The sequence below is a fragment of the Streptomyces sp. NBC_01166 genome (assembly GCF_045039765.1).
In the GTDB taxonomy this organism is placed as follows: domain Bacteria; phylum Actinomycetota; class Actinomycetes; order Streptomycetales; family Streptomycetaceae; genus Streptomyces.
In genome coordinates, this window is sequence record NZ_CP108613.1 from 7,018,783 (window position 1) to 7,041,453 (window position 22,671).

The 22,671-nt window shown below is 71.7% G+C and carries 22 protein-coding genes; 5 read left to right on the forward strand and 17 right to left on the reverse strand.

Annotation, left to right across the window (positions count from 1 at the left end; translation table 11 throughout):
• The first annotated feature begins 27 nt into the window (after nucleotides 1-27).
• The gene (locus tag OG379_RS31745) at nucleotides 28-879 is read left to right on the forward strand and encodes an inositol monophosphatase family protein (protein WP_405666483.1); all 852 of its coding nucleotides are present in this window, start codon (nucleotides 28-30) and stop codon (nucleotides 877-879) included.
• A 125-nt stretch (nucleotides 880-1,004) separates the two neighbouring features.
• On the opposite strand, the gene OG379_RS31750 is transcribed toward OG379_RS31745, so the two are convergent.
• Nucleotides 1,005-2,279 carry an LAETG motif-containing sortase-dependent surface protein gene (locus tag OG379_RS31750; protein WP_405666484.1) on the reverse strand — a complete coding sequence of 425 codons (1,275 nt, stop codon included), beginning with the start codon at nucleotides 2,277-2,279 and terminating at the stop codon, nucleotides 1,005-1,007.
• 115 nt (nucleotides 2,280-2,394) lie between these two features.
• Nucleotides 2,395-3,252 carry a nucleotidyltransferase domain-containing protein gene (locus OG379_RS31755; RefSeq protein ID WP_405666486.1) on the reverse strand — a complete coding sequence of 286 codons (858 nt, stop codon included), beginning with the start codon at nucleotides 3,250-3,252 and terminating at the stop codon, nucleotides 2,395-2,397.
• A gap of 86 nt (nucleotides 3,253-3,338) precedes the next feature.
• On the opposite strand from OG379_RS31755, the gene OG379_RS31760 reads away from it, so the two are divergent.
• Nucleotides 3,339-4,754 (forward strand): phytoene desaturase family protein, encoded by a 1,416-nt coding sequence (locus OG379_RS31760; RefSeq protein WP_405666488.1) that lies wholly within the window; start codon nucleotides 3,339-3,341, stop codon nucleotides 4,752-4,754.
• 17 nt (nucleotides 4,755-4,771) lie between these two features.
• Here OG379_RS31760 and ssuE read toward each other — a convergent pair whose 3' ends face one another.
• The 10 genes from ssuE to OG379_RS31810 all read right to left on the reverse strand — a co-directional run bounded on the left by ssuE (nucleotide 4,772) and on the right by OG379_RS31810 (nucleotide 14,841).
• Nucleotides 4,772-5,329: an NADPH-dependent FMN reductase gene (gene ssuE / locus OG379_RS31765; protein WP_405666489.1), complete on the reverse strand. Its 558-nt coding sequence runs from the start codon at nucleotides 5,327-5,329 to the stop codon at nucleotides 4,772-4,774.
• 64 nt (nucleotides 5,330-5,393) lie between these two features.
• Nucleotides 5,394-6,158, reverse strand: a complete 765-nt coding sequence (locus OG379_RS31770; RefSeq protein ID WP_405666491.1) for an alpha/beta hydrolase — start codon at nucleotides 6,156-6,158, stop codon at nucleotides 5,394-5,396.
• A 46-nt stretch (nucleotides 6,159-6,204) separates the two neighbouring features.
• A complete protein-coding gene (locus OG379_RS31775; RefSeq protein ID WP_405666493.1) occupies nucleotides 6,205-7,545 on the reverse strand; it encodes an NtaA/DmoA family FMN-dependent monooxygenase in 1,341 nt (446 codons plus the stop codon).
• Nucleotides 7,546-7,591: 46 nt separating this feature from the next.
• Nucleotides 7,592-8,464: an ABC transporter ATP-binding protein gene (locus OG379_RS31780; RefSeq protein WP_405666495.1), complete on the reverse strand. Its 873-nt coding sequence runs from the start codon at nucleotides 8,462-8,464 to the stop codon at nucleotides 7,592-7,594.
• A complete protein-coding gene (locus OG379_RS31785; RefSeq protein ID WP_405666497.1) occupies nucleotides 8,461-9,477 on the reverse strand; it encodes an ATP-binding cassette domain-containing protein in 1,017 nt (338 codons plus the stop codon). The genes OG379_RS31780 and OG379_RS31785 overlap by 4 nt, the downstream gene beginning before the upstream one ends.
• Nucleotides 9,474-10,361 (reverse strand): ABC transporter permease, encoded by an 888-nt coding sequence (locus OG379_RS31790; protein WP_405666499.1) that lies wholly within the window; start codon nucleotides 10,359-10,361, stop codon nucleotides 9,474-9,476. Before OG379_RS31790 ends, OG379_RS31785 begins: the two co-directional genes overlap by 4 nt.
• Before the next feature lie 2 nt (nucleotides 10,362-10,363).
• The gene (locus tag OG379_RS31795; RefSeq protein WP_405666501.1) at nucleotides 10,364-11,404 is read right to left on the reverse strand and encodes an ABC transporter permease; all 1,041 of its coding nucleotides are present in this window, start codon (nucleotides 11,402-11,404) and stop codon (nucleotides 10,364-10,366) included.
• Between the two features lie 39 nt (nucleotides 11,405-11,443).
• Nucleotides 11,444-13,015, reverse strand: a complete 1,572-nt coding sequence (locus OG379_RS31800; protein ID WP_405666502.1) for an ABC transporter substrate-binding protein — start codon at nucleotides 13,013-13,015, stop codon at nucleotides 11,444-11,446.
• 498 nt (nucleotides 13,016-13,513) lie between these two features.
• A complete protein-coding gene (locus tag OG379_RS31805; protein ID WP_405668721.1) occupies nucleotides 13,514-14,356 on the reverse strand; it encodes a DsbA family protein in 843 nt (280 codons plus the stop codon).
• Between the two features lie 50 nt (nucleotides 14,357-14,406).
• A complete protein-coding gene (locus OG379_RS31810) occupies nucleotides 14,407-14,841 on the reverse strand; it encodes an RrF2 family transcriptional regulator (RefSeq protein ID WP_393766386.1) in 435 nt (144 codons plus the stop codon).
• Nucleotides 14,842-14,994: 153 nt separating this feature from the next.
• Here OG379_RS31810 and OG379_RS31815 point away from each other — a divergent pair, with 153 nt between their 5' ends.
• On the forward strand, nucleotides 14,995-15,504 hold the full coding sequence (locus OG379_RS31815) for a cupin domain-containing protein (protein WP_393766385.1): 510 nt from the start codon (nucleotides 14,995-14,997) through the stop codon (nucleotides 15,502-15,504).
• A 9-nt stretch (nucleotides 15,505-15,513) separates the two neighbouring features.
• Here OG379_RS31815 and OG379_RS31820 read toward each other — a convergent pair whose 3' ends face one another.
• Nucleotides 15,514-16,209, reverse strand: coding sequence for a Type 1 glutamine amidotransferase-like domain-containing protein (locus tag OG379_RS31820; protein ID WP_405666503.1), 696 nt, complete (start codon nucleotides 16,207-16,209; stop codon nucleotides 15,514-15,516).
• Between the two features lie 339 nt (nucleotides 16,210-16,548).
• Between OG379_RS31820 and OG379_RS31825 the strand changes: the two genes are divergently transcribed.
• Nucleotides 16,549-16,917 carry a nuclear transport factor 2 family protein gene (locus OG379_RS31825; RefSeq protein ID WP_405666505.1) on the forward strand — a complete coding sequence of 123 codons (369 nt, stop codon included), beginning with the start codon at nucleotides 16,549-16,551 and terminating at the stop codon, nucleotides 16,915-16,917.
• Nucleotides 16,918-16,925: 8 nt separating this feature from the next.
• Here OG379_RS31825 and OG379_RS31830 read toward each other — a convergent pair whose 3' ends face one another.
• The 4 genes from OG379_RS31830 to OG379_RS31845 form a co-directional block, all read right to left on the reverse strand.
• Nucleotides 16,926-17,744 (reverse strand): helix-turn-helix domain-containing protein, encoded by an 819-nt coding sequence (locus OG379_RS31830; RefSeq protein WP_405668723.1) that lies wholly within the window; start codon nucleotides 17,742-17,744, stop codon nucleotides 16,926-16,928.
• Between the two features lie 25 nt (nucleotides 17,745-17,769).
• Nucleotides 17,770-18,108, reverse strand: coding sequence for a P-II family nitrogen regulator (locus OG379_RS31835; protein ID WP_073748732.1), 339 nt, complete (start codon nucleotides 18,106-18,108; stop codon nucleotides 17,770-17,772).
• Complete coding sequence (locus tag OG379_RS31840; RefSeq protein WP_393766382.1) at nucleotides 18,105-19,427, reverse strand: ammonium transporter; 1,323 nt, start codon at nucleotides 19,425-19,427, stop codon at nucleotides 18,105-18,107. Before OG379_RS31840 ends, OG379_RS31835 begins: the two co-directional genes overlap by 4 nt.
• Nucleotides 19,428-19,626: 199 nt before the next feature.
• Nucleotides 19,627-20,856, reverse strand: coding sequence for a right-handed parallel beta-helix repeat-containing protein (locus OG379_RS31845; protein WP_405666506.1), 1,230 nt, complete (start codon nucleotides 20,854-20,856; stop codon nucleotides 19,627-19,629).
• A gap of 334 nt (nucleotides 20,857-21,190) precedes the next feature.
• Between OG379_RS31845 and OG379_RS31850 the strand changes: the two genes are divergently transcribed.
• The gene (locus tag OG379_RS31850; RefSeq protein ID WP_405666508.1) at nucleotides 21,191-22,663 is read left to right on the forward strand and encodes an AlkA N-terminal domain-containing protein; all 1,473 of its coding nucleotides are present in this window, start codon (nucleotides 21,191-21,193) and stop codon (nucleotides 22,661-22,663) included.
• Nucleotides 22,664-22,671 lie beyond the last annotated feature (8 nt).

Below are 22,671 nucleotides of genomic sequence, written 5' to 3' on the forward strand. Positions count from 1 at the left end.
CCCGGCGGACCGTGCTTAGCTGGAGTCATGATCGATGACTTTCTGTACGGGAACGCCGGGCACGCCGGGCCGGCGGCCGAGGTGGAGGCGGCGGTCCGGGCGGCGGCCGCCGCCGAGATCATGCCGCGCTACCGGCAGCTGGCCGCACACGAGATCGTCGAGAAGAGCGGCCCCCACGACCTCGTCACCGCCGCCGACCGGCTCGCCGAGGAGCACCTCGCCGCGTCCCTGACCCGGCTGCTGCCCGGCTCGGTCGTCGTCGGCGAGGAGGCCGTCCACGCCGACCCCACCGTCCTGGACGCCCTGGGCGGCGACGCACCCGTGTGGATCGTCGACCCGGTCGACGGCACCCGCCAGTTCGTCCACGGCGAACCCGGCTTCTGCACCCTGGTGGCGCTCGCCCGGCACGGAGAGGTGTACGCCTCATGGACGTACGCCCCCGTCCTCGACGAGATGGCCGTCGCCGTCCGCGGCCGGGGAGCCACGCTCAACGGCACGGCTCTGCACAGTGGTTCTCCCGCCCCCGGCGCGGTGCTCAAGGTGGCCATGTCCCACCCGGACTACACCTCCGACGCCCAGAAGCGCGCCCTGCTCGGCCTGCGGACCGACGGAATCGACGCCCGCGCGTGCGGATCGGCCGGCTTGGAGTACCTCGCGGTCGCCTGCGGCGCGCAGGACGCGGTCGCGTTCAACTGGGAGTTCGCGTGGGACCACGCGGCGGGGCTGCTCCTGGTCACCGAGGCCGGCGGCGTCCAGTCGACGCTCTCCGGGGCCCCCTACCGAATCACGGGCGGAAACGACCTGCCGTTCACCGCGGCCAGGGACAGGGCGACGGCGGACAGGATCCTTCAGGCTCTCCGGGCCGGCAAACAGGCCTAGGGGCGCTCGTCCGGATCATGCCGGGCTCGCGGGTCCAGCACCGGCGCCTCTCGTGCGGGCCGGACCCGTACAGCTGTGGCCGGTGCGGGAGTCCCGCACCGGCCACGGCCGGAAGGCCCGTACCGCTAGTTGCCCGCAGCCGCACGCCGCCGGACGGCGTAGAAGATTCCGCCGCCCGCGATCAGCGCCGCCGCTGCCGCGCCCACCATGGGCACGGTGGAGTCGGAGCCGGTCGCCGCCAGATTGCCGCTCGTCATCGTCTTCGGGTCGGAGCCACCGGCCGTGGAGCCACCGGCCGTGGAGCCACCGGAGGCGGAACCGCCGGAGGTGTCCGTACCGCCGGTGGTCGAGGAGCCTTCGGTCGAGGAACCGCCGGTCGTGGAACCACCCGTCGAGGAACCGCCGGTCGTGGTGCCGGTACCGGCGTCGATCACGATCTCCGCGGTGTCGTTGGCCGCGTTCTTGTCGAAGGGCCTGTCCGCCCCGGTGAAGGAGACCTTCCCGGTCGCACCCTCGACAGCCTTGTCGATCCGGAGGACGAACGGGTACGTCTCGCCACCCGCCTCGTCCACCCACGACTGCGAGGTGCCGCAGGTGTAATGGGTCTTGGTGACCGGGCTGCAGTAGTCGTGCGCCTTCACGACCGAGGTTCCCGAGGGGATCCGGACGTCGACGGTCGCGGCACCCTGGCCCAGCTCGCGGTAGACCCAGGCCGGTCCCTTGTTGAGGAACTTCACCGACGCGGTGACCTCGTCGCCGACCTTGCCGTCGAGCTGGGCGCCGGTCAGTGCGAAGTCGGCCGTGTTGACCGCGGTGACGTCGGCCGTGGAGGAACCCTCGCTGTGGCTCGCCCGGTCGGCGTCGGTCGCCGGAGCCTTCTCGACCAGCTTCAGCGGTGCGCCCGTGCCCGGCACGGGGTCCGTCCCGCCGCCGTCGCCCGTTCCGGGATCCGTGGCCTCGACGGTCATGCGGACCTTGTCGTACAGCGCGTTGTCCAGCGCCTTGAGCCCGATCGGCTTCTCCGGCACGTAGACGACGCCCGGCTTCAGCGGCTGCTCGACGGCGCACACCGCGAGGGTCTTCTCAGGCTCCTCGTCGGCCGACGACTGCGTCGAGTAGGTGCAGTTGCCGTAGGAGTCGGCCGTGCCGAGGCCCGACGTGACGGAGTACGTCACCCAGGTCTTCCCGACTTCCTCGGTGCCCTTGTTCAGTACCGAGAACGGCACGTCGACGCCGCTGCCCGGCTGCGCATCCGTGATCGGCGCCAGCGGCCCGATCCCGAGGTCGGGCTCCGCGGCTACGGCGACGGCGGGCAGGGAGGCGAGCCCGGTCAGCGCGGCGGCGGCGAGTACACCGACCAGGGTGCGCGACGGACGGCGGCCGGGAAGGGGGTGAGTCATAGAGGTTCCCTCGTCATGGCGTGCGGTGGAGAAATGCCGTCTCCGGCACAATCACTTACCGCGACGGAAGACGCTTACGGCCGTCGAACGGTTGCATGCACGCGCCACCGATAGTTCACCCGTCCGAAAGCCCCTGGACACCGTCGACGGCCGGGGAGTTGCCGTCCAGGACAGCCCGAACATCCTGTACGACACCGGCCGCCACCTCCACCGCCGGGGCGTCCAGGCCGCGCAGAGCGGCGGACACCCGGTCCGCGAAGTCCGCCGGGGTGTCCGGCAGGGCGGCGGCGGAGGCGAGCGCACCCTTCTCGTTCAGACACCAGGCGCGGTGGTGGGCGTGCAGGGCCTGGGTAAGGATCCCGAACGCCTTCGACAGGCAGAGGGCGACATGGAGCGTGTCCCCGGACGGGGCCGACTTGCGGGCGGAGGCCACGGAGAACTCCGCCTCCCACGCCGCGTCGGTCAGCGCGCGTCGCAGCGGCTCGGGGTAGGAGCGCGTCGCCTCCTGAAGGGACGTCAGCTCGCCGCCCGGGTCCACCAGCACCCGGCCGAGGGCGACCTCACCCACGTAACACGGTGACCAGAAGCCCAGCGGATGGCCGGGCTGGACCCCCACCTCGAAGCGACCCGCCCGGCAGTCCGACCACACCGACTCCACCCGGGCCAGATCGCGCAGGATCCAGTCGACGGCGACCCCGTCCACCGTCAGCCACGCCCCGCCGTTCACCCAGGGACCCCACTCGCCGGGTCCCGCCACGTCGGCCGGCGCCCCCTGGACGTCGGACGCCAGGGCCGTGAGGGCACCCAGATCCGGGGCGCCCCGGTAGTAGACGCCCAGATCCCAGTCCGAGTCGGGACGATGGGTGCCACGGGCGCGGCTTCCGCCCAGGGCGACGGCCTCGATACCGGACACCTGGGCGAGCCGGGACGCCATCGCGGCGACGGCGGGAGAGGGCGGGCATGCGGTACTCATCGGACGGGAGGCTACCCGGAACCCTGTTGTCGGCGTACATGAATATCCTGGGTGCCCTGGCCACCGGCTGACAAAGGAGTCCGAAGGTGCCGTCGATGCTGGATGCCGTCGTCGTGGGGGCGGGCCCGAACGGGCTGACAGCCGCTGTCGAGCTGGCCCGCCGCGGTTTCGCCGTGGAGGTGTTCGAGGCCGGGGAGACCGTCGGGGGTGGTGCCCGCACCGAGGAGCTGACCCTTCCCGGCTTCCGCCACGACCCCTGTTCCGCCGTGCACCCGCTGGGCATCGGTTCCCCCGCCTTCCGGGCGATGCCGCTCGCCCGGCACGGCCTCGAATGGCTTCAGGCGCCGCTCTCGCTCGCCCATCCGTTCCCGGACGGTTCCGCCGCGGTGCTCACCGGGTCCGTCGGGGAGACGGCCATGTCGCTCGGCCCGGAGGACGCGGGCGCCTACCGCAGGCTGGTCGCGCCCTTCACCGGCCACTGGGACACCCTCGCCGCGGACTTCCTGCGCACCCCGTGGGACGGCCTGCCCCAGGATCCGTACCGCTGGGCCCGCTTCGGGCTGGACGCCGTCCAGCCGGCCACGCTGCTCTCCCGGCGTTTCAAGGGGGAGAAGGCGCGCGGTCTGCTCGCGGGTCTCGCGGGGCACGCCATCGCGCCCGCAGGCGGCCTCGCGACCGGCGGGATCGCACTGCTCTTCGCGCTCGCGGCGCACGAGAACGGCTGGCCTGTGCCGCGCGGCGGCTCGCAAGCCATCTCGGACGCCCTCGCCGCCTTCCTGCGCGAACAGGGCGGCACCATCCGCACGGGCATCGAGGTCAAACGCCTCGACGAGCTCCCGCCCGCCCGTGCCTACGTCTTCGACACCTCACCGACCGCGCTCGCCCGGATCGCCGGACTCGGCGGCGCCTACGACCACTACCGCTACGGGCCCTCCTGCTTCAAGATCGACTACGCGCTGTCGGGACCGGTGCCGTGGACGGCCGAGGAGGCCCGGCGCGCGGGCACGGTCCATGTCGGCCCCTCCGCAGCCGAGATCGACGCCGCCCTGCGCGCCGCCGTGGCCGGCCGCGACCCGGACGTCCCCTTCCTGATCACCGCGCAGCCCAGCATCGTCGACCCGACCCGCGCCCCCGAGGGCCGCCATGTCTTCTGGGTGTACGGGCATGTCCCGTCCGGCTGGGAGGGCGACGCCACCGAGGTCATCGAGCGTCAGCTGGAGCGCTTCGCCCCCGGGTTCCGCGACCTGGTCCTCGCCCGCGCCGTAGCCGGACCGCCCCGTCTCGCCGTACGCAACGCCAACTACGTCGGCGGCGACATCGCCACCGGGGCGTTCGCCGGGCTGCAGACGGTGCTCCGCCCCAAGCTCGCCCGCGTGCCGTACGCCACCGCGCACCCCGCGGTCTTCCTCTGCTCGTCGGCCACCCCGCCCGGCCCCGGTGTGCACGGCATGTCGGGGCACCACGCGGCGAAGGCGGTGTGGCGGCGGCTGCGGGCGAGGTGACGGGGGCCGGCGGTGGCTCAGCCCGTGGGTGCCAGCACCGCCGTACGCCCGCCGAGCAGACGGGAGAAGGTGTCGGTGACCTGGGCGAGAGCCTCCGCCGAGCCCGGCGCGACGCTCAGGGTGCCGTTCTCGCCGGCGGTGAGGTCCTTGTCGAGGGTGAACCAGCCCGGGACGATGTGCGCCGCGCCCATGGAGCTGAGCACCGGGCGCAGCGCGTAGTCGATCGCCAGCACATGGGCCGTGCTGCCCCCGGTGGCCAGCGGCAGCACGGTCTTGCCGGCCAGCGCGTACTGCGGCAGCAGGTCCAGCAGCGTCTTCAGCAGGCCCGAGTAGGCGGCCTTGTAGACGGGGGTGCCTATGACCACCCCGTCCGCCTTCTCGAAGAGCGCCGTGGCCTCGACGACGGCCGGGTGCCGGAAGTCGGCGCCCAGCAGTGCCTCGGCCGGCAGTGTGCGCACGTCCAGCGGCGTCACGTCGTGGCCCTGGTCCCGGAGCCGGTCGTCCAGGTGGCGCAGGAGCCGTGCCGTGCGGGAGGTGGCGGAGGGACTGCCGGAGACGGACAGGATGGTTGCCATGGGGAGCCTTTCTCTACGGGTCAGGAACGCCGGTGGCGTTGGACATGGCCGAGGGCGGCGGCGCTCACCACGCGCTCGAATCGACGGTGACGACCGGCACCAGTTCGTTGCGCAGGGTCTCCAGGAAGGTGACGATCTCCGCGGCCACCGAGCGGTGCTGCATGTCGTTGAGGACGTCGTGGTGGGCGTCCCGCACCACCGACAGGCGGGCCCGCGGAAGGGACTTCGCCGTACGCACGAGTGCCTCACGGTCCGCGAGCGGGTCGGCGTCGCCGGTCAGGAGCAGTGCGGGAACACCGATGTCACCGGCGTACGCCGCCGCGAGCAGGGCCTCCGGCACCGCTTCGTCGAGCGCCCCGCGCCGGAGCCCGGTGTCCTCGGTGAGCGTGCCCCTGTGTGCGGGGCAGGCGGTACGCACGTCGAGCTCGTCCTCCCACCCGCCGACGGAGGCGGCCCCGCCGGAGGGGAGCCCCGCCAGGACGACGGCGTCCGGCCGGGCGGCGGACGGTACGTCCTCCCGGCCGATCAGCGCCGCGACGGCGACGGCTCCGCTGTCCGCTCCCACCAGCACGAGGGGGCGTACGACGCCGTCCTCGCCCGAGCCCTCGGCCGCGGCGGCGATTCGGGCGCCGAAGCGGGTCAGCGAACCGGCCGGGTCGCCCTCGTCGAGCTCGGGTGCGTCGACCACACGGACGCGGTAGGCGTCGGCGGCCAGCCGCCTGCCGAGCCGGGTGTAGGTCGCCCGGGTCTCGCCCCGGCCGGGCACCACGAGGAGGGTGCCGCGCGTGCGAAGTCCCTCGGGGGCGTGGTGGTCGGTGTACTCGGTCATCTGGATCCTCCGTGTGCGTGCCTGTTCAGGGGGTGCGCGGACCGCGTCAGTCGTTCGCGAGCTCGCGCTCGGCGGTGTGGCGGTTCGCGGGGACGGGCAGCCCGAGGTTGCCGCGCAGGGTGTCCGCCTCGTACTCGGTCCGGAACAGGCCGCGCTTCTGCAGGAGCGGCACGACTCCGTCGACGAAGCGGTGGAGGTCGTCGTTGTTCCGGAACGCCAGGTTGATGCCGTCCAGCGTGCCGGCGTCCGACCACTTCTCGATGGTGTCGGCGACGGTCTCCGGAGCCCCGACGAACGGCGAGCGGCGGAACGCGTTCACGGACTCGGCCACCTGACGCAAAGTCAGGTTCTCCGCCCTGGCGCGCTCGATGATCTTCCCGGCGCCCGTACGGCCACCCTTCTCCGCGAGGTGGGCGACGTCGGGGAACGGCGCGTCCAGGTCGTGCACGCCGAAGTCGTACGCGCCGAAGGACCGGCCCAGGAGCGCGAGGTTGCTCGCGAAGTCGTTGTCCTCCTCGAAGATCTCCCGTTCCCGGCGCCGGGCCTCCTCGTCGGTCGCGCCGACGATCGGGCCGCCGTGGATGAAGACCTTGATGTGGTCGGGGTCGCGTCCGTAGGCCGCGGTGCGCTTCTTGATGTCGGCGTAGTACTCCTGCGCGGACTCCAGCGTGCCGCCCGGTGCGTAGATGCCCTCGGCGACGCGCGCGGCGAGGTCGCGGCCCTCGGCGGAGACCCCGGCCTGGAAGATGACCGGCTGCCCCTGCGCCGAGCGGGAGATGTTGAGCGGACCTGCGACCTTGAAGTGCTCCCCGACATGGTCCAGCGCGTGCAGCCTGGACGGGTCGAGGAAGACGTCGCGCTCCACGTCGGCGGGGAAGGCGTCGTCCTCGTAGGAGTCCCAGAGCCCGCGGGCGACCTGGACGAACTCCAGGGCGCGGCCGTACCGGGTGGCGTAGTCGAGGTGTTCGTCGAGCCCGTAGTTCTTCGACGTGCCGGTGTCGAAGCTGGTCACCACGTTCCAGCCGGCGCGTCCGCCGCTGATGTGGTCCAGGGAGGCGAACCGGCGGGCCAGGTTGAACGGGGAGTTGTACGTCGAGCTCGCCGTGCCGACCAGGCCGAGGTGCTTGGTGTGGGTGGCGACGGCGGAGAGCAGGGTGAGCGGTTCCAGCCGGTTCAGGTAGTGCGACGGGTAGGTGGAGTTGATGAACTGGCTGTCGACGACGAACAGCGCGTCGAAGAGAGCGTGTTCGGCCGCCTGGGCCTGCTGGATGTAGTAGTTGATGTCGATGCTGGCGTTCTTCGCGACGAGCGGGTCCTTCCACAGACCGTGCTGGCCGGGACCCCCGACGCCGTACGGGTGTAGTGCGAGATGGATCCTGCGGGACATGGGTGTTCCTCTCGGTGGTGCGGGGATGTGCGGAGGCGCGCTGCGGTCAGCCGCTCAGCTGTGCGCGCAGGGCCTCTCGCCCGGAGCGGTCGGCGGTCCGCGAGTGCAGCGTCGGTGCGGAGCCGACGAGCAGCCGCGTGTACACGTGCCGCGGGTGGTTGATGACGTCACGGGCGGAGCCCACCTCGACGAGCTCCCCCCTGTAGAGAACGGCGATGCGGTCTGCGGTCCCGGCGATGGAACCGAGGTCGTGGGAGATGAAGACGAGGGAAGTCCCGGCGGCGCGGAGCTCCTTGAGGATCTCCAGGACCTGTACGCGGTTGGCGGAGTCCAGGGCACTGACGGGCTCGTCGAGGATGACCAGGGCGGGCTCCGTGACCAGGGCGCGGGCCACGGCGACACGCTGGCGCTGGCCGCCGGAGAGCTCGCCGGGCAGCCGCCCGAGCAGCTCCGCGGAGAGGTGGACCCGGTCGAGGAACGCGCGGGCCCGTTCCACCGCCTCCCTACGCGACACCCCCTGGATGAGCAGCGGTTCGGTCAGGGAGTCCTCGACGGTGAGGTCCGGGTCGAGGCTGCGCAGCGGGTCCTGGAAGACGTACTGGACGATGCCCCGGCGGCGCAGGGCGCGCCAGCGGCGGTTGCCGTAACCGGTCACCTCCTCGCCGCCGACCCGGATCGAGCCGGCCGAGGCGCGCACGAGGCCGAGCACGGCGCGGGCCAGCGTGGACTTCCCGGAGCCCGTCTCGCCGATGACGCCGACGGTCTCCCCGGGTGCGACGCTCAGCGAGACCCCTCGCAGGGCGTTCCGGCCGCGGCGTCCCCGGCCGTAGCGCACGTCGAGACCCTCGACGGCGAGGACGGGGGAGGGTGCCTCCTCCTCCCGGCCCGCGGTCCTGGCTTCCGGCGACGTGGTGGTCATGACGCCTCCTCGGGGTCTTCGGGGTCCTTCGGGGTGCCCGCGGCCTCCGGGTTCCGGGGGTTCTCCGGGCTCTCCGGGCTCCCGGGGTCCTCCGGGTTCTCCAGGTCCTTCGGGTCCTTCGGGTCCTTCGGGGTCAGGAACTTGTCCAGGCCGTACTGCTCGTGCTCGGCCATCAGCAGCCGGGTGTACGCGTGTCGCGGATCGTGCAGCACCGACCGCGTCGGGCCCTGCTCCACCACCTCGCCCTGCCGCATGACCAGGACCTCGTCGCACAACTGGGCGACGACGGCCAGGTCGTGGGAGACGACGACGAGCGCCAGGCCGGTGCGCTCGCGCAGTTCGGCCAGCAGGTCGAGGATCTCGGCCTGGACCGTGACGTCGAGGGCCGTCGTGGCCTCGTCGGCGATGAGGGCCCGCGGCTCGACGGCCACGGCCGCCGCGATCAGGACGCGCTGGAGCATGCCCCCCGACAGCTCGTAGGTGTACTGGCCGTAGACCAGCTCCGGGTCCCGCAGGCGTACGGCCCTGAGGAGACCGAGGGCCTGCCGGCGCGCCTCGCGCCGCTTCACGCCCTTCTTGACGCGGATGACCTCGGCGATCTGGGCCCCCACGCGGATCGAAGGGTTGAGATACGACGCCGGGTCCTGGAAGACGGCACCGATCGTGGTGCCGCGCAGGGCGGTCCACTGCCGGGGCGTCAGGGTCGCGATGTCGGTGCCGTCGATCTCGACCGAACCGCCGGAGACCTCGAAGTGCGGGGGCAGGATCCCGAGGACGGCCCGGCAGGTCAGGGTCTTGCCGCTGCCGGATTCGCCGACGATGCCGACCGCCTTGCCGGGGGTGAGCCCGAAGCCGACGCCGTGGACGATCTCCCGGCCGGTGACCCGGTCGGTGATGTGCACGTCGCGGACGGCGATCACCGGGGGAGCGGCGGGGGCGGCCGGATTCGCGGCCCCGGCGGGCGCCGACTCCTCGGTGCGGTCGGGGACGGTGTTCTGGGACAGGGTCCTCATCGGGAGCCTCCCACGGGGACGGGGGCGGATGTGCCGGTGCGGGCCCGGGCCTTGCGCCGGTTGACCAGGGCGCGGCCCGCCTCACCGGAGACGTCGCGGATGGCGTCGGCGAGCAGGTTGCACGCCCAGACGGTGACCATGATCAGCAGGGCGGGCGCCACCGGCGCCCAGGGCTGGTGGCTGAGGTAGCCCAGGTCGGAGGCGAGCAGACCGCCCCAGGTGGGAGCGGGGGGCTGCACTCCGATGCCGAGGAAGGTCAGGCTGGAGACGATGACGAAGCCCACGCCGATGGTCTGGGCGAGCGCCACCGCGATCGGCGGGAGCACCTTGACCCATACGTGGCGGCGTACGATCCAGCCGACCGAGGCGCCGGAGACGATCGCGGCCTCCACGTACGGCGAGCGGGCCACGGCCAGCGTCGCCGCGCGCGACACCCGGTAGAAGAGCGGTGAGACCAGTGCGCCCGTGACGAGCATGGCCTGCGTGATTCCGTTGCCGAGCAGCGCGATCACGGCGATGGCGAACAGCATGAACGGCAGGGCGACCAGGGTGTCGGCCAGACGGAGGGTCAGCCATTCGAAGACCCGGCCCGAGTAGACCGACAGGATGCCGGGGACCGCACCGACGACGAGGGCCGTCAGCGCGACCTCCAGGGACCCGAGCACGCTGATCCGTGACCCGTCCAGGAGGCGGCTGAACACGTCACGGCCCAGGTAGTCCGTCCCCAGCCAATGGGCGCCCGAGGCCGATGCGAGCGTGTTGTCGCTGGTGGCCAGGGGATCCTGCGGGGCGAGCCAGGGGCCGCAGACGGCGAGCAGGGCGACCAGCACCAGGATCACCACGGCGATCCGGCCGGATGTGAGTGAGAGGACGCGGCGCACCATCGTCATACCCCCCGCTGGGATGCCGGCATCACACGCGCCAGCACCAGGTTGATGATCAGGTTGAAGGAGACGACCAGCACGATCGACACCACGAGCACGCCCTGCACCGCCGGCACGTCACCGGCCTGGGCCGAGTCGTTGGCGAACCGGCCGAAGCCCTGGAGACCGAAGATCCACTCCGTGACCACGGAGGCACCCACCAGCGCCGGGAACTTCTGTCCGACCGTCGCGAGGGCGGGCCCCAGGCCGTTTCGCAGGACGTGGGCGAAGAAGATCCGCCGTGGGCTCAGGCCCCGGACCACCGCGCCCGTCACGTAGTTCTCGCCGTAGGCCGCGATGAGGCTGGACCGCAACTGGCGGGCGACGTCGGCGATGACGTCGAAGCTCAGCGCGAGTGCGGGGAGAGTGATGTGGGCGAGCCAGGGACCGGCACCCTGTTCGGCCGGGATGTAACCGGCCGAGGGGAACAGATCGAGTCCCACCGCGAGGACCGCCACCAGCACGATGCCCACCACGAAGGCCGGCATCACCGAGATCACGGTGACGAATCCGGTGATCGCCCGGTCCACGACGGTGGTGCGCCGGAGCGCCGCCACCGTGCCGAGCAGGAAGCCCACGACCACACCGATGACCAGCGCGAAGGTCGCGACCGAGAGGCTCACCCCCAGGCCGAGCCCGATCAGTGTCGAGATGTCGGCCCCGTTGACCCAGCTGGTGCCGAGCTGTCCGTGCAGGACCCCGCTGAACCAGTCCCAGTACTGGGTCAAAAAGGGCTTGTCGAGCCCCCACTCGGCCTCGACGCGCTGGATCGCCTCGGGGGTCGCCTCCTCGCCCAGCTGGATGCGCGCCGGGCTGAGCCCGCTCATGGACCGCAGCGCGAACGTCACGAAGGTCGCCACCAGGAACACCGGCACGAAGATCGCGACCGACCGGCCGAGGACCGCAGCCACCCGACCCGCCGCATGCCGCGTCCTGGTCGTGGCGACCCGGCCGCGCTCAGGAGTGCCGCGCTCGGGCGCGAGCTCCGGTGTGGTCGTCGTCATGGGGCTTCCTCCCCCTTTCTGCAGTGGTGGACGGGACGGTCAGGAGTCGCCGGCGATCTTCACGCCGGTCCAGTCGATGTGGGCGGGGTTCTTCGGCAGACCGGAGAGCGCCTTGCTCTTGGCGAAGAGGTTGGGCGACGAGAAGGTGAAGATCAGGGCCTTGCTCTCCAGGCCCGCACGCGTCGCCGCCTGGAGCACCCGCCGGTAGTCGGGGGCGTCCAGAGGCGTCTGACGGACCTTGGCGACGGCCTCCTTGAAGCCCTCCGGTTCGTACGGAGTGCTCAGGTTCAGCGGGCCGTTGGGGCCGAAGTGGGCGGTGAGGGTCTGCACCGCGGAGTCGCGGCCCGTCGTCGAGTACAGGGAGAAGGCCAGGTCCTTGGCGAAGAAGGGGGTGGCCCAGTTCTTGTCGATCTTGATGGTGACCTTGATGCCCACGGCCGCCAGCTGCGACTGGACGATCTCGGCCTGCGGATCCTCCGCCGGGATGACCAGGTTCAGCTTGATGTCGCCGGGGCCGTGGCCCGCCTCGGCCAGGAGCTTCTTCGACTTCGCCGGGTCGTACGGGTAGGCGTTCTCCGACTCGGTGTCGTAGGCCTCGTACCCCTTGGGGAAGGGCTGGTCGGTGGCCTCGCCATGACCGAACGTCAGCTTGTCGACGAACTCCTTGCGGTTGACCGCGTAGCGGAGCGCGTCGACGACCCTGTCGTCGTCGAACGGCGCCTTGTTGACGTTCAGGCTGATGTTGGAGGCGTTGAAGCCGGGCTGGGAGAACACGTCCAGGCCCGCCTTCTCGGCGGCGGAGGCCTGGCTCGGGTCGAGGTCGGCGAAGTTGTAGACACCGGTCTGGAGACCCGGGACCACGGTGGAGGCATCGGGTGCGGAGACCAGCTCGACGTTGTCGATGTGGATGTTCTTCGCGTCCCAGTAGTCGGGGTTCTTCCGCAGGACCGCCTTGGTGCCCGGGATCAGCTGGTCGATGACGAACGGCCCGGCACCGACAGGTGCCTGGTCCAGCTTCGCGGGGTTCGCGGCCGCCTTCGGGCTGGCTATCTGCAGGACGCGCTCCCCGAGCAACTGCGGTATCTGGTAGTCGACCTGGGTGAGGTCGAGCGTGGCGTCGAGCCCGTCGGCCTTCACCGACCCGATGGACGTCAGGTCGCCGAAGAGCGCGGAGTTCTTCTGCTTCTGCGCCCGCTCGATCGCGGCCTTCACGGCCGCGCCGTCGACCGGCTGACCGTCGCTGAACTTCAGCCCGGGGCGCACGTGGAAGGTGATCCGGTCACCCTTCTCGTTGTACTCCCAGCTCTCGGCGAGGTCCGGGACCGCCTTTCCCTCCTCGTCGGTGCGCGTCAACGAGGCGTATACGAGCGCGAGTTCGCGGAACTGCGCGCCGCTTCCCCCCACCACCGGATCCCAGTGGCTCGGGAAATAGGAGGAGGCCCATTTCAGGGTGGCGCCGCCGGCCGACGACGAGGCGCTGCCGCCGCAGGCGCTCAGAGCCGGCACGAGCAGGGCGATGAAGGCGGTTCCGAGGGCAGCGACCCTCAGGCCGCCCGCCTGTCGGACCGACCGGGCGTCCGGTCGGCGTCGGATCGTGAGTCGTGCGGGCATCTCGTTCTCTCTGATGAGTCCCGGCCCGGAGCAGGGCAGGAGGAGGCGGGGGAGCGCGGAGGGAGGCGCGGCACTCGCACGGAACCGTCGTCGCGTGTGCGGGCGTGCGTCGTCGAGGCGTCGGCGCACGGCTGGGCAGGAGCGGGCCCGGGCGGGGGCGTCGAGGAACTCACGGCCCCGGACGGGGATGCGACGGAAGGGCGCGACGGAAGGCGGGAAGCCGGCGCGAGAGCACAGGCGCGGATCAGCGGACCGGCGGACAGCCGGTGCTGCCGACAGAGGTCAGGCAGCGCCTGTGGGGCGTGGGTGGTGGGCGGTCAGCGACAGAGTGCGCTGGAGGTGCGCCGCAGGTCCACGTAGCGGCACACCACACCGGGGTGCGTCGTGAGCATGGGCTCATCCTGGCGGCAGCCGTCCTCGCCTGTCAATGGACACCCTTTGGTGTCTCATTCAGCGGGACGGGGCTCAACCGCAGCTCAGGGCGGTGCCGCAGCGAACTCAGCCGAGACCAGGGTGCGCTGACGCCTCGTCGGGATGCAGCCAGAGGAGGCCGTTCGCCGTCTCCATGGGGACCGCTCCCGGCGGAGGCCACGCGCCCTCCGCCAGCAGGCCTCGGTCCGGTCCGGTGAGGCTCCGGTACCGCTCCAGTGCCTCGGCGGGGGAGAGCGGCGCGGAGAGGCCGAGGAGCCCCGGGCAGAGCTCGTCGACGGCCGCAGCGTACGTCCCGTACGACCGCCAACCGGGTACCGCGCGGTAGCCCGCCGGGGCGCGCAGCAGGAGCGTCGGCAGCGCGTAGCGGTACCCGCCCTCAGGGGTCTCCTTGGCCGTGCCGGGGTGCGGCGATCCGCTCTGCACGGACAGGACTTCGGGGACCGGGCTCCGCGCCTCCGCCCGGTCCGCGCGCACCCGCTCCAGGACGCCGGGCGAGGCCGCGTCGGCCCTCAGCCGGTCCGGGTCCAGGCCCGGGACGCCCCGCGCGGCGGCCACCGCGGCCTCCAGGGTGTCCGCCGGCTCGCCCAGGACGAAGACGGTCTCCCGAAGCCGCCGCAGGACCCGTTCGGCCACGTCGGCGCCCTGGAGCTCGGCGGCCCCGGCCACGAGCGACGACGGCCAGGAGCTCGCCGCGACGCGGCTCAGCCGGGCCGCCCGCGGGGCTCGGGTGTGCGCGCTGATCCTCTCGACGTAACCCGCGTAGTACGCGGTTTCGGCTGCCGGATCGGGTGCCGGGTCGTCCTCGTCGTCGAAGAGGATCGCGTACGCCCGCCGCCAGCGGACCCGGCCGGCCAGCGCGGTCCGCAGCCTGCGGAAGGCGGGCTCCGACCCCCAGGCCCAGGGGCACATCGGGTCGGTGTACTCCACCACCTCCAGTGGCGGCGCGTCCGGCCCGCCGGTCACGCGGCACCGATCGCGGACGGCTGTTCGCGCGCCTCGGCGGGCAGTAGCGAGGCCAGGGTCAGCCCTCCGAGGACCGCCGCGGCGTCCGACTCGACCCGCCTCCACACCCCGGGCAGACCCACAGCGGGGCCCGGGTAGTCGAGCCCTCTGAGCGACTCGCCCCGGAGGGTGATCAGCTCACCGTCGACGGCGCGCACGACATCCAGCAGGGCGATCTCCCCGGCAGGTCTGCCGAGCCAGTAACCGCCCTCGCAGCCGCGCTGGCTGCGCACCAGACCGGCCCTGCGCAGCTCGCCCACCACGGACTTCAAGAACCTGAACGGAATCTCCTGCGAGGAGGCGATGGCTTCGCAGGAGAGCGGACGGCCGGGATCACTCGCGAGCTCCAGAAGGGCGCGCGTGGCGTAGTCCGCCTTCGCGGAGATATGCATGCGCACATCATGCCCCGGCGGTGCGCCGCGGGCGAGGCACTTCCGGCCGTTACCCCGACTGCGTCGCGCCGTACATTGCGGGAACATTGCCGCAGGTGAAGGGCAAAGGACACCTCTTGACATCCTTTTCGCCGCCGCCCTAACGTCCCTGCCATGAGCGAGCCGTTGACGACCCCCGGAGAAGGGTTCCACCCTCACCTCCACGAAACCCCGGGCCGCGCGGCGGCACCCCTGCGCACCCGTCTGCACCACATCCGCGCGGACGCGCTGGACGGCGACACGGCCCAGACCGGCGGCATGCGGAGATTCGGTGCCGTCAGCGGCAGGACCGTGGGTTCCGAGAAACTCTGGATGGGCCAGACCCACGTCGCCCCCGCGACCGCGTCCTCCGACCACCATCACGGCGAGTCCGAGACCGCCATCCATGTGGTCAGCGGACACCCGGAGTTCGTCTTCCTGGACGACTCGGGGGACGAGCCGGAGGAGGTGCGGCTGCGCACCTCACCCGGCGACTACATCTTCGTCCCGCCGTTCGTGCCGCACCGCGAGGAGAACCCGGACCCCACCGAGGAGGCCGTGGTCGTCATCGCCCGCAGCACCCAGGAGGCGATCGTGGTCAACCTGCCGCGTCTGTACGCCCTGGACCTCGACGCGAACGCCTGACGGGCCCGGTCACCCACGGCCGAGCAAGCGGCACGGCCATGCCCGCTCGCTCGCACGGCCGTCCCCGTCGCGTTCCACGCGGTACAGGCCCGAGTCCGGGGCCCGGGTGACGGATTCCTGGACGCGTCCGTCCGTGAGGAGAACGCCCACGCCGTCGTCCAGCGCCCACCCGGCCGGCAGCATGCCGGTGGCGACGGCGTCCTGGTAGGAGGGGCGGCGGCCCGGTTCGCTGCCGTAGTGGGGACACACCGACCCGGGCAGCAGGCCGAGCCCGTCCCGCAGGAACGTCAGCGGGCCGAAGGAGTCGGTGTGCGAGCCCTCGGCCCAGCAGTTGGCGCCGGCACTGATCCCGCACAGCAGCGTGCCCCGCTCGGCCGCCTCCCGCAGCAGCTGGTCCACGCCGTGCACGCGCCAGACCGCGAGCAGGTTCGCGGTGTTGCCGCCGCCGACGTACACCACGTCCTGCGAGAGCAGAAAGGTCCGCAGATCGGCGTCGTTCAACTCCCTCCGGAACAGTGGCAGTACGGAGGGCTCGCAGTGGCGCGAGCGGAAGGCTCTCTCGAACTGCTCGACATAGGCCGGCGCGTCCCCGCTCGCCGTGGGGACGAAGCACACCTTCGGGCGGGCAACGCCCGCACGGGAGAGCAGCCAGTCGTCCAGCAGCCCGTCCTCATCCATGGAGAAGCCGCCTCCGAGGAGTGCCACACGGTGAGGGGGAACGACGGCCACGGGAGGTCCTCTCGGCAGGCAGGCAGGCAGGCGTCGGCGACAGGAGAAGGCGCTCCGCACTCTGCCCGGGTCACGGGCCCCCTGACAGACGAACAGCCAGGTGGAGGAAGCCCCGGCGCTCGATATCGCCCCGAGATTACCTCAGCGGTAATCGACCCTCTGCGACGAGTGCGACAGGCTGCGGAGCACAAGGAAGGGCGGCACACCGACGGTGAGCCGCCGTCCGGCCAGGCTGCCCGCCGGTGAGGCGGGAAGCACGGCCGTTTGCCGCAGGCGCGCCGTCCGGTGCACCCGCAGAGACGAGAGGACACCGCTGTGACCATGCACGAGGACGCCGTCGAGCGCTACTTCACCGCCTGGAACGCTGCCACCCCCGAGGATCTGGCCAAGGCAGTCGCTGCCGCGTTCACCGAGGAGGGCACCTACACCGACCCGTTGGGTGAGGCGAAGGGGCACGAGGGGATCGCTGCGGCGATCACGGGCGCCCACCAGCAGTTCCCCGGCTTCGCGTTCGAGCTCACGGGTACGCCCGACGCGCACCACAACCTGGTGCGCTTCACATGGGACCTGGTCTCCACCGCCGACGGGTCCGCTCCCGCCGCCGGCTTCGACGTGATCACGCTCGCCGGCGACGGCCGCATCAGCAGCGTCGCCGGCTTCCTGGACCGCCTGCCGGGGGCGTGACCTCTCCCTCAGCCGGTCTCCTGAAGGGCGGCGGCGGTCTCCGTGTCCGCGGGCAGGAACGTCTCGACCGCCAACTCGGCAACGGTCACATCCATCGGTGTGTTGAAGGTCGTCGCCGTCGAGATGAAGGACAGCACCCGGCCGCCCGCCGCGATCCGGAGCGGCAGCGCGTACGGGTGGGCCGCCGAGCCCCGCCCGTCCGTACGCCCGTCCGGGCCGGCAGACGTGTCGCCGGCCGGGACCGGATAGGCGGCCACCTCCTCGTAGAGGCCGCGCAGCGCTTCGGAGGAACGCAGCGCGGCCTGCCGCTCCATCCGTTCCAGGAGGTGGCCACGCCATTCGCCCAGGTTGCGGATCCGCGGGGCCAGGCCCTGAGGGTGCAGCGTCAGACGCATGGCGTTCATGGGCGGCCGCAGCAGGTGGCCGGCCACCCCGTCGAGCAGCAGCCGCACGCCCTTGTTCGCGGCCACCACGTCGTACATCCCGTCCATCACCAGGGCGGGAAAGGGTTCGTAGGCGGTCAGCAGCTGGTCCAGTCCGGCCCGCAACGTCGTCATGGCCGGTGCGGTCAGCGCTGTTTCCGGATACGAGGGGGCGTAACCCGCGGCCACGAGCAGCGCGTTGCGGTCCCGTACGGGAACGTCGAGGTGCTCGGCCAGATGCAACACCATGGACCGGCTCGGCGTGGACCGGCCGGTCTCGATGAAACTGATATGGCGTGCGGAACTGTCGGCCTTGAGGGCCAGTTCGAGCTGGGTGACACCCCGCAGCTTGCGCCAGCCCCGCAGCAGGCTCCCGGCGTTCACGTCATCGACCGTCCTGGTCATGGCAGTCGTCATGGCCAGGACGGTACTAGAGGGCCTCAGGACCCCGCTCGCCCGTGCGGACCCGCACAGCGGTCTCCACGGGCATCGCCCACACCTTGCCGTCGCCGATCTTGCCGGTGCGGGCGGCGCGGACCACCGCTTCGATCACCGGCTCCGCGTCCGCGTCCTCGACGAGGACCTCTATACGGATCTTGGGCACCAGGTCCACCCGGTACTCGGCGCCCCGGTAGACCTCGGTGTGACCGTGCTGGCGCCCGTACCCGCTGGCCTCGGTGACCGTCAGCCCGTTCACACCGAGGTCCTGCAGAGCGGTCTTCACCTCGTCGAGGCGGTGCGGCTTCACGACGGCGGTGATGAGCTTCATGGGGCGGTGCTCCTGTCCTGGGAGAGAAGTGCGGAGTGGCCCGGGGTCTGCGCGGCTGCGTGACCCAGGCCGCCGTGATCGTAGGCGCTCTCCGCGTGCACTGTCTGGTCCAGGCCCGTGAGCTCCTCCTCCTCGGACGCCCGCACACCCATCAGCCGGTCGATCGCCTTGCCGATCCCGTACGTCGCCAGGAAGGTGTACGCGGCCACGGCGAGCACCGCGACCGCCTGCCGGGCGAGCTGGCCCGCTCCGCCGCCGTAGAGGAGACCCTCCGCGCCCCCGGTCATCGTGGCCGTCGCGAACAGGCCTATGAGCAGCGTGCCGACGACGCCTCCCACGAAGTGCACACCGACGACGTCCAGGGAGTCGTCGTAGTCGAACCGGAACTTCCACGCGACGGCGTACGAGCAGACGACTCCGGCCGCGAGTCCCACGACGGCCGCGCCGAGCACCCCGACGGTCCCGCAGGCGGGTGTGATCGCGACCAGGCCGGCGACCACCCCGGAGGCCGCACCGAAGGTGGTCGGGTGGCCGTCGCGCCGCTGTTCGACGAAGAGCCAGCCGAGCAGCCCGGTGCATCCGGCGACCAGGGTGTTGAGGACGGAGGCGGCGGCGAGGCCGTTGGCGCCGAGCGCCGAGCCGCCGTTGAACCCGAGCCAGCCGAACCAGAGCAGGCCCGCGCCGAGCATCACCATCGGCAGGTTGTGCGGACGCATCGCGTCCTTCTTGAAGCCGATGCGGGGCCCGATCACCAGGGCGAGGGCCAGGCCCGACGCTCCGCAGGTGATCTCCACGACGAGACCGCCGGCGAAGTCCAGGGCCCCGAGAGAGTCCTTGATCCAACCGCCGGGCCCCCATACCCAGTGGGCGACGGGAACGTATACGAGCAGGGTCCACACCGGCACGAAGACCAGCCACGCCGCGAACTTCATACGGTCCGCGATCGCCCCGCTGATCAGCGCGGCGGTGAGGATCGCGAAGGTCAGCTGGAAGGTGGTGAACAGCAGGGTGGGGACGCTGCCGGTGAGGTCGTCGGGGCCGATACCGACCATGCCCACGTGGCCGAGGCCGCCGACGAGCCCGGCGAAGGTGTCGTCGCCGAAGGCCAGCGAATAGCCCGCGACCAGCCACACGACCGTGACCAGCGCGATCGACACGAAGCTCATCATCAGCATGTTGAGGACGCTCTTCGTACGGACCATGCCGCCGTAGAACAGGGCCAGGCCCGGCGTCATCAGCAGGACGAGAGCGGTGGCGGCGAGGAGCCAGGCGGTGTCGCCGGTGTCGAGGCCTGCCGAGGCCAGGGTCACGGGGGTCAAGGGGGGTTCCTCCTCGGGGCGGCGTGGGGTCCGGCCCAGAGAGGGTCGCGGGCGCGCGTTTCGCGGAGGGCGCCGTCGCGTTTCGGGGATGTTTCATTGCTTCAAGGTGACCGAAACCTCACCGTGGGCGGACCGACGGCCTCCGCCGGCCCGTCCGGATAGGGCGGACGGACCGGCGGAGGCGCGGGTGTGGCTGCGGTTACGGCGTCACCTTGTTGCCGCCGAAGGTCACGACGAGGGAGCCGTCCGAGGCGAACGACCAGTCCATCGCACCGGCGTACGCCGAGCAGGACGAGCCGTTCGAGCCGGTCCAGAACTGGTTGGAGCTGTCCGCGTCGCCCACCGTCTTGTCGTTGGAGCCGTCGTCGCTGCGGCAGGAGACGTTGTCACGGAACACCGAAGTGCCTTTGTCGAAGGAGAAGTTGCGTTCGGCGTTGTCGATGCTGACGTTGCCCGACACCGTCATGGAGCCGGGGTTGCTGTTGTAGGTGAATCCGTGGTGGCCGTTGTTGTAGGCGATGTTGCGCCGGACGATGTGGTCCACCTCGATGTCGTCACCGCCGAGCTTGTAGCCGTTGCGGTCGCCGTCGGAGTTCACGGTCCCGTCGGACAGGGTGCCGTTGTCGTAGGAGAGGGAGTCCTCGATGGTCACAGGACCGATCGGGCCCGTCTCGGACTTGGTGTAGAGGTCCCATCCGTCGTCGATGTTGTTGTGGGACACGGTGTAGCGGAAGACGTTGCCGGGGCCCGAGGTGAGCTTCGACGCGAAGCCGTCGGCGTCCTCACCGTCGGAGTCCGCGTTGTCGTGCGACTCCGAGCTCAGGATGAGGTTGTCGGCAGGCCACTCGTCGTCGGGGGTGTCGGAGGCGATCCGGGAGATCTGCAGGCCCGAGTCGTGGTTGAAGCGCGTCACGACATGTTCGATGACGTTGTTGCTGCCGCCGACGAAGATCCCGTTGTCACCGGCGTGCTCGACGACGATGCCGTCGATGTGCCAGTACGCGCCGTTCACGGCGAGCCCGCGGTTCGCCGGATCCTCGCTCATGGCGGCGAAGTTGAGGACGGGGGTCTCGTCCGGGTAGGCGGCGAGCGTCGTGCGGGCACTCGACGTGCCGTCGTTGCCCGGCGGGATGGTGACCGTCTCGGAGTGCTCGTACGTCCCGCCGCGCAGGTAGATCGTCCCACCGGAGGTCACGCGGCCGATCGCCGAGGCGAGCGTGGTCGGGTCCGACTCCGTGCCCGCCGCGTCGTCACTGCCGTCGGGCGCCACATACAGGGCGCCGGCGGCCACCGCAGCCGAGGCGCTGACCGTTCTGGTCGCGGCGGTCGTGTGGGGGGCGGACGTGGCCTGCGCCATGGTGCCGGAAAGCGCGAGGGCGGATCCGGCAAGCAGGCTGATACACGCGATGACGGACTTCTTCTTCTGCATCGATCGTCTCCAGGTCGGTTGGTTCGTCCGGCCGGTGGGCGCCGGGGCCGCGGATCCGGAAGCCGGGCCGGGGATACGACAAGGCGATCTGTTCGAGTTTCTGAACAGGTCGCGTCACCGGTGCCACACTGGGTGGGGGGCAAGCGCTTTCTAGGACCGTAAGTGCGTGTCGTGACCACGTCAATAGATCTGTACGTGATCAAAGTTCATGAATCTGAACTACGGATCCGGCCGGGGGAGTCGTCGGCGCCGTGGAACCGTGTCGGATTTCCGCGCGAGGTCGATGTCGGATTTCCGCCAGCCGACCGGCCCCTCCGTGGCCGATGCTTGGACCATGCACACCGACACCGAGCGCTGCGTGAGGGCCGTACGGTCGAGAGACGCCCGCTTCGACGGCTGGTTCTTCACGGCGGTCCTGACCACCCGGATCTACTGCCGGCCCAGCTGCCCGGTGGTGGCGCCGAAGGCCCGGAACATGACCTTCTACCCCAGCGCCGCCGCGTGCCAGCAGGCCGGCTTCCGCGCCTGCAAGCGGTGCCGGCCCGACACCAGCCCCGGCTCCCCGGAGTGGAACGCCCGCGCCGACTCCGTCGCCCGGGCCATGCGGCTCATCCAGGACGGCGTCGTCGACCGGGAGGGCGTGCAGGGACTGGCCGCCCGGCTCGGATACTCCGCCCGGCAGGTCGAGCGCCAGCTCCTCGCCGAGCTCGGCGCGGGCCCGCTCGCGCTGGCCAGGTCCCAGCGCGCCCAGACCGCAAGGGTCCTCATCGAGACGACCGGGCTCCCCATGGCCGAGGTCGCGTTCGCGGCCGGGTTCTCATCGATCCGTACGTTCAACGACACCGTGCGGGAGGTCTTCGCGCTCGCCCCGGGCGAACTGCGCGCCCGGGCGGAACGCGGGACCCGTAAGCCGGTGGCCCCGGGGGTCATCGCCCTCCGGCTCCCGTACCGGGCCCCGCTCAACCCGAGCAACCTCTTCGGCCACCTCGCCGCCACCGCCGTCCCGGGCGTCGAGGAATGGCGCGACGGCGCCTACCGCCGCACCCTCACCCTGCCGCACGGCCACGGCATCGTGGCGCTGTCCCCGCAGCCCGGCCACATCGACTGCCGGCTCTCCCTCACCGATCCCCGCGATCTCACCCAGGCCATCAGCCGCTGCCGCAGACTCCTCGACCTGGACGCCGATCCGGTCGCCGTGGACGGCCAGCTGCGCTCGGATCCGCTGCTCGCCCCGCTGGTCGACGCGGCCCCGGGACGCCGGGTGCCGCGCACGGTCGACGCGGCGGAGTTCGCCGTACGCGCGGTGCTCGGCCAGCAGGTCTCCACGGCCGCCGCCCGTACCCACGCGGCCCGTCTGGTCAGCGCCCACGGGATCCCGGTGGAGGACCCCGAAGGCGGCCTGACCCATCTCTTCCCGACCCCTGAGGCACTGTCCGGGCTCGACCCCGAGGCGCTCGCCCTGCCGCGCAGCCGCCGCGCGACGCTCACCACCCTCGTGGCCGCCCTCGCCGGAGGGTCCCTGGACCTGGGGGAGGGGACCGACTGGGAGAGGGCACGCGCGGAACTGGCCGCGCTGCCGGGCTTCGGTCCCTGGACGGTCGAGGTCATCGCCATGCGGGCCCTCGGGGACCCGGACGCCTTCCTCCCCACCGACCTCGGGATCCGCAGGGCGGCCGGACAGCTCGGACTCCCGGCCACCCCCGCCGCCCTCACCGCATCCGCCACGCGGTGGCGCCCCTGGCGGGCGTACGCGGTGCAGTATCTGTGGACCGTCGACGACCACCCCATCAACCACCTGCCCACCTGAGGACGACC

Coding starts and splice junctions, on each gene's coding strand:
- OG379_RS31795 (WP_405666501.1), bottom strand. CDS start 11,404: ATGACGACGACCACACCGGAGCTCGCGCCCGAGCGCGGCACTCCTGAG.
- OG379_RS31810 (WP_393766386.1), bottom strand. CDS start 14,841: ATGCATATCTCCGCGAAGGCGGACTACGCCACGCGCGCCCTTCTGGAG.
- ssuE (WP_405666489.1), bottom strand. CDS start 5,329: ATGGCAACCATCCTGTCCGTCTCCGGCAGTCCCTCCGCCACCTCCCGC.
- OG379_RS31785 (WP_405666497.1), bottom strand. CDS start 9,477: ATGAGGACCCTGTCCCAGAACACCGTCCCCGACCGCACCGAGGAGTCG.
- OG379_RS31815 (WP_393766385.1), top strand. CDS start 14,995: ATGAGCGAGCCGTTGACGACCCCCGGAGAAGGGTTCCACCCTCACCTC.
- OG379_RS31770 (WP_405666491.1), bottom strand. CDS start 6,158: ATGACCGAGTACACCGACCACCACGCCCCCGAGGGACTTCGCACGCGC.
- OG379_RS31775 (WP_405666493.1), bottom strand. CDS start 7,545: ATGTCCCGCAGGATCCATCTCGCACTACACCCGTACGGCGTCGGGGGT.
- OG379_RS31750 (WP_405666484.1), bottom strand. CDS start 2,279: ATGACTCACCCCCTTCCCGGCCGCCGTCCGTCGCGCACCCTGGTCGGT.
- OG379_RS31790 (WP_405666499.1), bottom strand. CDS start 10,361: ATGGTGCGCCGCGTCCTCTCACTCACATCCGGCCGGATCGCCGTGGTG.
- OG379_RS31800 (WP_405666502.1), bottom strand. CDS start 13,015: ATGCCCGCACGACTCACGATCCGACGCCGACCGGACGCCCGGTCGGTC.
- OG379_RS31835 (WP_073748732.1), bottom strand. CDS start 18,108: ATGAAGCTCATCACCGCCGTCGTGAAGCCGCACCGCCTCGACGAGGTG.
- OG379_RS31780 (WP_405666495.1), bottom strand. CDS start 8,464: ATGACCACCACGTCGCCGGAAGCCAGGACCGCGGGCCGGGAGGAGGAG.
- OG379_RS31755 (WP_405666486.1), bottom strand. CDS start 3,252: ATGAGTACCGCATGCCCGCCCTCTCCCGCCGTCGCCGCGATGGCGTCC.
- OG379_RS31805 (WP_405668721.1), bottom strand. CDS start 14,356: ATGTGCCCCTGGGCCTGGGGGTCGGAGCCCGCCTTCCGCAGGCTGCGG.
- OG379_RS31850 (WP_405666508.1), top strand. CDS start 21,191: ATGCACACCGACACCGAGCGCTGCGTGAGGGCCGTACGGTCGAGAGAC.
- OG379_RS31830 (WP_405668723.1), bottom strand. CDS start 17,744: ATGACCAGGACGGTCGATGACGTGAACGCCGGGAGCCTGCTGCGGGGC.
- OG379_RS31845 (WP_405666506.1), bottom strand. CDS start 20,856: ATGCAGAAGAAGAAGTCCGTCATCGCGTGTATCAGCCTGCTTGCCGGA.
- OG379_RS31745 (WP_405666483.1), top strand. CDS start 28: ATGATCGATGACTTTCTGTACGGGAACGCCGGGCACGCCGGGCCGGCG.